Consider the following 9,239-nt stretch of genomic DNA (forward strand, 5'->3'; position numbering starts at 1 on the left):
ACCTGCTTTTCTATATGCTCACTTTGGATAATATGAAAACCCAGGATATTTCACGACCGGCCATTTTTCCTTCCTTAATACATGTAGAAGTTCAGGTCCAATATTTAAATTACTTTGTATTAGCTCAGATGGTGTAAGAGCCATCCATTGATTTAACGAAACATCTTGAAATCTATCACTTTTAAACATTTCAAGGAACCATAATGTTTCCGTACCGGTATTCTCAACGTAGTGACCATTTGCAAACGGCACATATCCAACATCTCCCGCACGATAATCGAATGTCCTCGCCACACCATTAGCTGCAAATACAGTCATACGCCCTTTACCTTGTAGATAATATTGCCATTCGTCATTATTCGGGTGCCAATGCAGCTCTCTCATAGCACCAGGCTTAATCTCGACAAGGGCTGCTGCGATATTTTTAGAAATAGGAAAATTAGTGGAGTCTACAATTCTGACACTACCTCCAGGAGTTTTAATAGGCGTTTGTGCAAGCAGACGATGCTTGAAAGTTTGCGGGACTGTACCATATGGCGATTGTACTTTTTGTGTATCTAGTGGTCCTGGAACCTTATCTTGATAAATATAGACCTGTTCTTTCGGGATATGTTGAAAAGCGCTCTTTGGAACACCAAAATTAGAGGACAGCACATCTTTAGGCGTATGCGCAAACCAATCAGAAATTGAAAATGTACTAAGATCTGAGAAATGCCCATCGTCAAACACTAATAAAAATTCACAGCCATCTTCAAGACCCTGTATGGAATGTGGAATACCTGGTGGAAAATACCATAAGTCCCCCGGTCCTACATCGGCAATAAAATTACGCCCATTTTGATCGACAGCTGTAATGCGTGCATGACCAAGAAGCATATACGACCATTCTGCTTGTTGATGCCAATGTAGCTCGCGTACCCCACCTGGTGTCAAACTCATATTAACACCTGCCAATGTCGTAGCAATAGGCAGATCACGTACAGTAATTTCTCGAGACCAACCGCCATGTTTTAAAACCATATGCGTATCAGAAAATGAAAATTTTAAATTTGGTACAAGACCAGCATCCGTTTTAGGAGGGACAAGCAAATCAGGATTTTCCAAATCCCTCATAATATCTCTCGGCCCTTTATCCACCCCACCTGCACCATCTTTCCGAATAGGCTGTGGAACATAAGAATAGCCCTCTGGCATGTTCTCCAATGGTTCACCTCTTCATAAAGAAATCGTTATATACATATGTATGGATTCTTTACTAGTATTATTCTTTTCATGTAGCTTAGTTGCGAGAATGGCAGAGGATGTTGGCGATCAATTATGCCTTGGCATAATTCCGTGACATCCGCCGGAGGCTTTAACTTCTTTCAGCGGATGTTTGGACCTCCGCTGAAAGAAGTTAAATAAATCTCAGTGGCTCTTAATTCCTTTTGATTTAGCCAACATTCCCTGACATTATCAGGCTTTCCTCTTCATTCTTCCGGAAAATGTTCTTTGGCGTAAAATCGTCCATCACTAATATACCCCCAATAGCTAACGCCTCCAAAAGTTGTACGCCTTCAATCGTTTTAGCCGCAGCTGCATCCGCAAAAATAAATTGAAAAGGACCTTTTGCAATCGCCTCTTTCAATCACCTACTAAAAATTCTGCTTGCTGATGACGAATTGCTTGAGCAGTAGCCTCAATTTTTTCCTTTGTATGATCCACTGAGAGAAACTGAACGTTTGGTGCAATGGTAGAAAGAATCCAAGCACTGCCTACGCCATAGCCAGTCCCGATTTCAAGAATTATTCCATGAGTGATTTGACCAACAAGTACCGATAACAATCTTCGAGCCTCATCTGAACAAGAATATTCAAAATGATGTCTTTGGGCTACCATTTTACTTGCTTTCACCAACTCCGGGATATAGGTAATAGAGCGATATTACATTACCATAATGACAAACCACCTCTTCGATTTTAGTTCTTACTTCATATTCGCTTTCACCCTTAAAATCCCTTTATATTACAATTAAAAATATAGATGAACCACTTAGATAGTTGTATAATAATACCTATAATTAAATAAAAATACAAAGGAGTGATGGTTTATGGAATTTATAATTGAATCTGAGTATTTAGAAGATTACTTACTTGAATTAGATGTGGTTAATTACTCTAACCGAATTATTAAAGATAAAATTGAGGAGCTATTTAACTCAACTCAAACAGATGTTGAAAAAGCCAAGATTGCTTTTGAATTTGTTCGTGATGAAATATCACATTCTTGGGATATTCAAGGAGAAAAAGTTACTTGTAATGCATCAGATGTATTGAAATATAAACAAGGTATTTGCTATGCAAAATCAAACCTTTTAGCAGCATTATTGAGATCACAAGGTATTCCAACAGGTTTTTGCTATCAACGATTAATGTTATTTGATACACCAGAAAAAGGATATTCGATTCACGCTATGAATGCTGTATATCTTAAATCCCATAGTAAGTGGATACGATTAGATGCACGTGGAAATAAAACTGGTGTTAATGCTCAATTTTCTATAGATGAAGAAAAATTAGCTTTTCCAATTAACAAGGAACTTGGTGAAAAAGATTATTTTGTTATTTTTATAAAGCCAAACCCTAATACCATTGCTGTATTAAAGAAGCATACTGATGTATTGGAAATGTATAAGCACTTTTTACCTGAAAGTATATAATAGTGGCTTTCGTTACTTAACTCTTTTAGAAATAACCTTTATAAAAAACTCCATTTTCATCTAAAAATGGAGTTTTTTTATGCTAATAAGGATTCTTTACTCTTTAAGAAATTAATTTTTTCAGTTGCAAGCAACAAGAAATTAGGCTTTTTTTCAATTGCTATTTTCTAATCAATTATAGTCTAACTTTAACCTCTGTGCCGTCCTTAGCTTTAACATCCACTATCACGATTCCCTTATAATTTTTCAGTTCCTTAACGATAGGCTTTAGTGTGTTTTTATCTATTATTGGAAAAGTAAAGTCTATTTTATTTCTTTCGAAAGGCTCTTTTGTCCATTTGTTTAAATTTCGTTGCAAAAGTTTCGAAGACAAAATTGAAACTACAATGTTTAACATAGCATATGGCATTGGGATATTAAGCCGAAAACCTTTTGTTTTCACTTTTACATGCATCATAAGAAAATCACTATTCAATGATGACCGAAACGGTATCCCCGTTTGCCGATTTAATATCAACAATTTGGCCATCTAATTCGTTTTCAATTGCTTCAATAATAAGGTTTATATCAATATCTTTAACGTATTTTTCCGCTTGAGGAACACTCGCTGCAATGCTATGTCCAGCCAGTAATACTACCTTGACAAGTTTTATAGGTAAATTAACCATGACGTTATCATTTTCGGCTGATACAACACGGACTTTTAAAGTTTTATCTAAATATTTAGTCGGCTTATCATTACTTGTTTCTTCTTTTTCTTTTAATACTTGAATCAGTTCTGATCCTTGTTCTGCATCAATCTTTCCTTCTTGAACCATTGTTAATACTCTTGCAATTTCCTCTTTCATGATAAATTCCTCCCTATTCCTCTTTTAAAAGCTTAATAGCTTCCTCAGGTGTGATCTCGCCATTTTCCAGCATAGTGACAACTTTTTTCTCGTCTACTTCATTTTTCTTCTTTTGCTCATAACCAAGAGATGAGATAATGTCTGTTAGCTTGCCTCGAACCGTTGGATACGAAATCCCCAGTTCCTTTTCCACTTCTTTGATATTCCCTCTGCAAGTTAAAAATACTTCTACAAAATGAAGCTGATTTTTTGATAAAGATGCCAACTTAGATAATTCAAACTCATTTTCAATCGTTGTGTGACAATGAGAGCACTGCAACTTTGTAATTTTCAATGTTTTACTGCAAACAGGACAATCTGTGATAACTTGATAAGCCATAGTGAACTCCCTTCCTTCTAGTTGATTTGATTATACAACAAGGAATTGAAAATGCAAGTAATTAAAATTAAACTTTTTAATAATAAAAATAAATAATATTAATTTGTTTTTTTATATTATTAATTATCCATTTTCACTTTTAATGTGGATTAACTTATAAACTATAATATTAACTCCGTTCAGCTTTAGGCCAACAAATGTTTTTTGTGCAAAGAGAAGCAGTCGCGTCGAATGTTTAGACACCAATTAAAAGAATAGGTCCCTATCTTAGAAATTCTCTTCAATAAAGGCTATACTTCCCGCTACAATATTATGGTAAAATATTTTTTATTCTAATTTATTCAAGAAAAGGAGGAAGGATATGGAGCATGTAAAAGAAAAACCAAAAAAGGCAAAGAAGGACTTTAGCCCAAAGGATGCTGTTTTTGTATTCTCTTCTTTTACATTCATTTGTGTGGCAGTCATTTTTGTACTTATCGTTTATGATGTATTTACGATATATAAGTTCCTATCATTTGATCAGCCATTCAAGATGGTACTGAGTATAGCTGTCTGTTCATTCGGTTTACTTTTATTTGGCATAATCTTAACAATGTATGTTCCCTCGAATTACACGGACGACACTAACAAAGGCTATCAAAACTATTCGTTATTAACTATTTCTTCCTTTATGTTTATAGCAGCATTATTTGAAGAAATGTTGTTTAGGGGCATTATTCAAAATTCACTTCTATTATTTATAGACCAAAAATGGATTGTTATTATCATTACAACTTTATTGTTTTTTAGGGATGCATACTCAATACTTTCCAAGTCTAATTTTCGGATGGATTTATTTTGAAACAAACAATATATTAGCACCATTTCTTGTGCATTTTTTGATGAATCTCGGAATGACACTGTTATTTAAATACAATTTAATACGTATGAAAAGGTAATATCCCCAAAACATTACACTCCTCTAGGTAGGTGTGATGTTTTTTTCTTTATGACGTCTTACTAGTATTTAAAGCAATGTACTCAGATTATCATCAATTGTGTAAAAACCCCATAAATGCACGTTTTGGTCAATCTTTATATACAAAATCCACAACTTTAAATGAATATAACATTTTTATTCTTCTATACAGTACATACATATACTCCCCATTTGTTTGTTCACCTCAATTATCTTTTTCGACAATAAAAAAAGAACACAATAAGATGTGTTCTTAAAATACATTATTTATTACGAAATGCAGATTATTTAATGCCTCCGTCAAAAGGCCAAAATAAAATATTAATACCATTCTTTGTACCGATATTAAGATATGATTCTTTGCTTTTGCCGTCTCCATCTATTACTACATAATATTGACCAGCTTTGTAAGCATATACATAGCTGTTACCATTTATTTGTTCTGCTACAGGCTTACCGAAATATTTCTGTAGTTTTTCAGTTAGCTCTTTTTTCGAGCCTGTTATTATCGTATTTTTGCCGATAGCATTAACTGGTTCCGTTCCTTCAAGCTTATTTTTAGGAGGGAAAGCGTACGATGCCTTTCGTGTCGTATAGAAAGGAATTTCACCATACTCAAGCGTACCTTTAATATTGGCTTTTAAAGATTTATAGTTCATGCCTATATTCCCTGGCACCCATTTTAATTGCCCCTTCTTTGCTAGGTCGGCAAATTCCTGATCGATATAATCTATCTCTTTCATCTCTCCATCCTTAGTAAGATGATAGTATTTTGTATCGAATAAGCCAGTAAATCTATCGCCCATAGCAATGTAGTTTTCATTATACCTCTCAATATCTATTTCAATAATACTAGGCGAAAGAAATTCGGCGTTAATACCTACACCATTAGCAATCTCTTCCTCTAAGAAAACTTCTCCATTTGGGCGAACGCCGACTAATTGAAGAGTGTCACCACCACGACCAGAATCTTTATAATACATAAATGTATCTTTATTTCCAGTGATAGTGAACTGCATTTCTCCTTCCATAAATGGGCCTCCGAAAAGATATATTTCACTCTTTCCTTTTAGGATTACCGGAACGCATAATTTTTTATTCGCTCCAATTGTCAATCCGTTAGACAGTACATATGGGAAATTCTTATTTTTACAAAATTCTGGATTTGATACATTATGTATTTTAGAGACTTTTTCATTAGTCGCATCGGCGGACAGACTATTGAACGAGACAGTAGCCACTAAAATAAAAATAAGTGAAAAAATGATTTTAGTTAGATTTTTCAAGGCGTTTCTCCTTTATTTATATTTAGTCTTGCAAGACTATTATAGTACAGAAGTATGGTAAATTCTACATTTAATCCATATATCTTTCTTTTTTTAAATATATCGGCAACCAAATTTACTAAAACAAATCAATCATACTGATACATTTGACATGTATAAACTTAAAGAAAATCACCCATTGTATACATGATTACATACAATGGATGATTTCTTTTAGAATCTACTTAAACAACGCAATTTGAAATTTATTTCTTCTTTTTTGTAATCTCAAATAGGATACTTAATCCTTTTTCCAACTCTTCCTCTGTCGCATAAGCATATGATAATCGGATATGTTGGGTATCTTGCGGATCGTAAATATAACCAGGATTAATAAGAACTTCGCGCTGCAATAGCTTGTTAAACAACTCTTTATCAACAATGGGCTCATGAAACTTTAGCCAAATATAAAAGCCCCCTTTTGGTTTATTCCACTCTGCAATATCATAAAATTTTTCTTGTAAAATAGTCTCTACATATTCTGCTCTTTGCTGTAATTTTTGGCGTAAGTCGATGATATGCTTTTCATACTTTCGGGACTGCAGCCAATGCAGCACAATTTCCTGCGAGATGGCACTTGATCCGTAATCTGTTTGCATTTTTATATCCGCTAACCGCTCAATAACAGTTGTTGGACCAATTAACCAACCTATTCTAAGTCCAGGGCTTAATGTTTTCGAAACACTTCCAATGTATAGAACTTGCCCGTTATCATCCATAGATTTAATTGGAGGCGTTGCCGCTTCAAAGAGCAATTCGTGATACACGTCATCCTCAATAATAGGAATTCGAGATTTTTGACATGCTTCATAAAGCTGCTTTTTTTCATGCGTAGTCCACACGCCACCAGTCGGATTGTTTAACGTAGGAACAGCATAAAATACAGCCTGCCTTTTTCTTTTCCGTTGAGCTAAAGTTTGTGCAAGCTGTTCATCTCGATTTATAGCCATCATTTGCATACCTACAGACTGGAATGGATGGACTGAATTTAAATAAGATGTTTGTTCCTGAAATACGATAGAACCTTGCTCAAGTAACCCAACAGCAATGAGCTGCAATGCCTGAAGTGCACCAGATACAATACATACATTTTGAGGCTTTACATGGATCCCTCTTTTTTTCACATATTTGCAAATCGCCTCTCTAAGTCTGCCACTCCCCTGAGGTGATGAATAACCTAAAGCTTTCGGCTGCAAAGAAAGCTCTTTTAGTGACGTTTCAATTTCAGCCGTTGGCAATAAACTTGGTGCTAGCTCCCCAGTACCTAATCGAATGACATCATCGCATTGCTCGTATTCATTAATCAATTGAATAGTATGATAATTCGGCTTATGAATACTTGTATCAATATAAGATTGCCAATTTGGCTGTGATTGTGTAATTAAGGAATGCCAAGAATTATGAGCTACAAATATACCTGAGCCCACTTTTGATTCCAATATTCCTGCTGCTTTTAACTCCTCTAACGCCTGCTGAACAGTACTCCGGTTTACCCCAAACTGCATCGCTAGTTGTCTTTGTGTCGGTAGCTTTGTCCCTGCCACCCAATCTCCCCGTTCTATATGTTCAGTAATCCAAGTCACAATTTGCTGCTGTAATGTCATTTCACCATGTCTATTAGGTTGCCAGTTCATACGTATCACCTCAAAATTGGGTGGCTAAAAAACCATCCAATTGGTCGTTTTCTTTTAGTTATAACACAGCTAGAATAGTTAGTGAAAGGAGGGAATGTTATTGGAAGCATTTCTTCATGGAATGGTTTTAGCGTTTGGACTTATTTTGCCCTTAGGTGTGCAAAATGTCTTTGTCTTTTCTCAAGGTGCAACACAGCCTCGTTTAGTTCGAGCCTTACCAGCCAGTATAACAGCCGCAATTTGTGATACACTTCTAATCCTACTTGCAGTATTTGGTTTATCATTAATCGTATTGCAATTTGAATGGTTACGGATCGGCTTAATGACTGTTGGAATACTTTTCTTACTTTATATGGGCTATACAATTTGGCGTTCAAATCCGACAACTGCCGATAACAACGAAGCACTACCTATAAAAAAGCAAATTTTATTCGCACTGTCTGTATCTCTCTTAAATCCACATGCCATTTTAGATACAATTGGTGTTATTGGGACAAGTGCTTTAAAATATAGCGGTACAGAGCAGATATTGTTCACGGCAGCATGTGTTTTGATTTCTTGGTTGTGGTTTTTAGGTCTTATTATTGCCGGAGCATCGTTGAAAAGACTTGATAGCTCAGGAAAGCTTATGAATATTTTCAATAAATGCTCAGCGATATTTATTTGGGCAACTGCTCTCTATCTTTTTAGTGGATTATTGTAACCTATTCACAAAAACACTTGCACTTACTATTTCAGGATTTTTAAGCTGAACTAATTATTGATAATAGTTCAGTTTTTGTTTGTGTTTAAAGAAATAGTTTTAACTTGTATCTGTAATTTTTCTATCCGTAACGCTGCAATTTAGTCGAATTAAAGTTCGCACCACCTTGTAAAGCATTAAAGTAATAGATAATATTTTATTTACAATCACTTAATTTTATAGGACAATGTAATAAATTGGTATAAATTGTTGTTCAACCAGAACTTTCTGGTTGAACTTTTTTATTTGACGAATTGTAATATTAAGTGCAACACTTAGAAGTCAATATAAAAGAAGCCCATAACGACCTCGTGTAGAATGTAGTTACCACACCAACATTCAAACGGAGGAATCATTATGAGCTATACCCATCTTACCATATCAGAACGTGTAAAAATAGAAACATACCTGGAACTTGATTATTCGATTCGTAAAATAGCGGCACTCTTAAATCGTCAACCTTCTACAATTTCAAGAGAGATAAAACGCCATGCCGGTAGTACGGCTGAGGAAGCGCAAGTACGTTACCATCAAAATAAATCCAACTGTGGTGCCAAGTCAAAATTTACGCCTGAAGTAAAAGAAGCTGTTCAAGAAAAGTTGTGGGATACTTGGTCGCCTGAACAAATTGTCGGTCGCATGTATCAAGGACAGC

At 35.1% G+C, this 9,239-nt stretch carries 13 protein-coding genes; 5 read left to right on the forward strand and 8 right to left on the reverse strand.

Translation table 11 applies throughout. From position 1 onward, the window contains the following. Nucleotides 1–18 precede the first annotated feature (18 nt). From ABE34_RS05475 to ABE34_RS05485, 3 genes are all read right to left on the reverse strand, one after another. Nucleotides 19–1,194 (reverse strand): oxalate decarboxylase family bicupin, encoded by a 1,176-nt coding sequence (locus tag ABE34_RS05475; protein WP_197141019.1) that lies wholly within the window; start codon nucleotides 1,192–1,194, stop codon nucleotides 19–21. Between the two features lie 238 nt (nucleotides 1,195–1,432). Then, a complete protein-coding gene (locus tag ABE34_RS05480; protein ID WP_197140997.1) occupies nucleotides 1,433–1,627 on the reverse strand; it encodes a hypothetical protein in 195 nt (64 codons plus the stop codon). Then, nucleotides 1,624–1,893, reverse strand: a complete 270-nt coding sequence (locus ABE34_RS05485; protein ID WP_197229805.1) for a hypothetical protein — start codon at nucleotides 1,891–1,893, stop codon at nucleotides 1,624–1,626. Before ABE34_RS05485 ends, ABE34_RS05480 begins: the two co-directional genes overlap by 4 nt. A gap of 196 nt (nucleotides 1,894–2,089) precedes the next feature. Here ABE34_RS05485 and ABE34_RS05490 point away from each other — a divergent pair, with 196 nt between their 5' ends. Continuing rightward, on the forward strand, nucleotides 2,090–2,698 hold the full coding sequence (locus tag ABE34_RS05490) for a transglutaminase-like domain-containing protein (protein WP_197140999.1): 609 nt from the start codon (nucleotides 2,090–2,092) through the stop codon (nucleotides 2,696–2,698). 175 nt (nucleotides 2,699–2,873) lie between these two features. Here the strand turns inward: ABE34_RS05490 and ABE34_RS05495 are convergent, their stop codons facing one another. From ABE34_RS05495 to ABE34_RS05505, 3 genes are read right to left on the reverse strand one after another with little or no spacing between them, the layout of a single operon-like run. Further along, nucleotides 2,874–3,155, reverse strand: coding sequence for a hypothetical protein (locus ABE34_RS05495; protein ID WP_197141000.1), 282 nt, complete (start codon nucleotides 3,153–3,155; stop codon nucleotides 2,874–2,876). 10 nt (nucleotides 3,156–3,165) lie between these two features. Continuing rightward, nucleotides 3,166–3,546, reverse strand: coding sequence for an SHOCT-like domain-containing protein (locus ABE34_RS05500; RefSeq protein ID WP_079561953.1), 381 nt, complete (start codon nucleotides 3,544–3,546; stop codon nucleotides 3,166–3,168). A gap of 13 nt (nucleotides 3,547–3,559) precedes the next feature. Beyond that, a complete protein-coding gene (locus ABE34_RS05505; RefSeq protein WP_197141001.1) occupies nucleotides 3,560–3,925 on the reverse strand; it encodes a DUF2089 domain-containing protein in 366 nt (121 codons plus the stop codon). A gap of 361 nt (nucleotides 3,926–4,286) precedes the next feature. On the opposite strand from ABE34_RS05505, the gene ABE34_RS05510 reads away from it, so the two are divergent. Together ABE34_RS05510 and ABE34_RS25610 are read left to right on the forward strand one after the other, a co-directional pair. Continuing rightward, entirely contained in the window at nucleotides 4,287–4,766 is a 480-nt protein-coding gene (locus tag ABE34_RS05510) for a CPBP family glutamic-type intramembrane protease (RefSeq protein WP_241747011.1), read from the forward strand. Next, complete coding sequence (locus tag ABE34_RS25610; RefSeq protein WP_346655526.1) at nucleotides 4,717–4,863, forward strand: CPBP family glutamic-type intramembrane protease; 147 nt, start codon at nucleotides 4,717–4,719, stop codon at nucleotides 4,861–4,863. Before ABE34_RS05510 ends, ABE34_RS25610 begins: the two co-directional genes overlap by 50 nt. A gap of 304 nt (nucleotides 4,864–5,167) precedes the next feature. On the opposite strand, the gene ABE34_RS05515 is transcribed toward ABE34_RS25610, so the two are convergent. Together ABE34_RS05515 and ABE34_RS05520 are read right to left on the reverse strand one after the other, a co-directional pair. After that, nucleotides 5,168–5,914, reverse strand: a complete 747-nt coding sequence (locus ABE34_RS05515) for a hypothetical protein (protein ID WP_197229806.1) — start codon at nucleotides 5,912–5,914, stop codon at nucleotides 5,168–5,170. Between the two features lie 500 nt (nucleotides 5,915–6,414). Further along, nucleotides 6,415–7,842 carry a PLP-dependent aminotransferase family protein gene (locus ABE34_RS05520; protein WP_197141003.1) on the reverse strand — a complete coding sequence of 476 codons (1,428 nt, stop codon included), beginning with the start codon at nucleotides 7,840–7,842 and terminating at the stop codon, nucleotides 6,415–6,417. A gap of 100 nt (nucleotides 7,843–7,942) precedes the next feature. On the opposite strand from ABE34_RS05520, the gene ABE34_RS05525 reads away from it, so the two are divergent. Next, entirely contained in the window at nucleotides 7,943–8,545 is a 603-nt protein-coding gene (locus ABE34_RS05525) for a LysE/ArgO family amino acid transporter (RefSeq protein ID WP_197141004.1), read from the forward strand. Between the two features lie 396 nt (nucleotides 8,546–8,941). Then, nucleotides 8,942–9,239 (forward strand): helix-turn-helix domain-containing protein (locus ABE34_RS05530; protein ID WP_197141006.1); only part of this gene is annotated, 298 nt, incomplete at its 3' end.

Source organism: Lysinibacillus sphaericus (assembly GCF_015844675.1).
Taxonomy (GTDB): domain Bacteria; phylum Bacillota; class Bacilli; order Bacillales_A; family Planococcaceae; genus Lysinibacillus; species Lysinibacillus sphaericus_E.

Excerpts from the sequence above, each read along its gene's own strand:
- ABE34_RS05475 (WP_197141019.1), bottom strand. The coding sequence starts at position 1,194 with ATGCCAGAGGGCTATTCTTATGTTCCACAGCCTATTCGGAAAGATGGT.
- ABE34_RS05490 (WP_197140999.1), top strand. The coding sequence starts at position 2,090 with ATGGAATTTATAATTGAATCTGAGTATTTAGAAGATTACTTACTTGAA.
- ABE34_RS05495 (WP_197141000.1), bottom strand. The coding sequence starts at position 3,155 with ATGATGCATGTAAAAGTGAAAACAAAAGGTTTTCGGCTTAATATCCCA.
- ABE34_RS05500 (WP_079561953.1), bottom strand. The coding sequence starts at position 3,546 with ATGAAAGAGGAAATTGCAAGAGTATTAACAATGGTTCAAGAAGGAAAG.
- ABE34_RS05505 (WP_197141001.1), bottom strand. The coding sequence starts at position 3,925 with ATGGCTTATCAAGTTATCACAGATTGTCCTGTTTGCAGTAAAACATTG.
- ABE34_RS05510 (WP_241747011.1), top strand. The coding sequence starts at position 4,287 with ATGGAGCATGTAAAAGAAAAACCAAAAAAGGCAAAGAAGGACTTTAGC.
- ABE34_RS25610 (WP_346655526.1), top strand. The coding sequence starts at position 4,717 with ATGCATACTCAATACTTTCCAAGTCTAATTTTCGGATGGATTTATTTT.
- ABE34_RS05515 (WP_197229806.1), bottom strand. The coding sequence starts at position 5,914 with ATGGAAGGAGAAATGCAGTTCACTATCACTGGAAATAAAGATACATTT.
- ABE34_RS05520 (WP_197141003.1), bottom strand. The coding sequence starts at position 7,842 with ATGAACTGGCAACCTAATAGACATGGTGAAATGACATTACAGCAGCAA.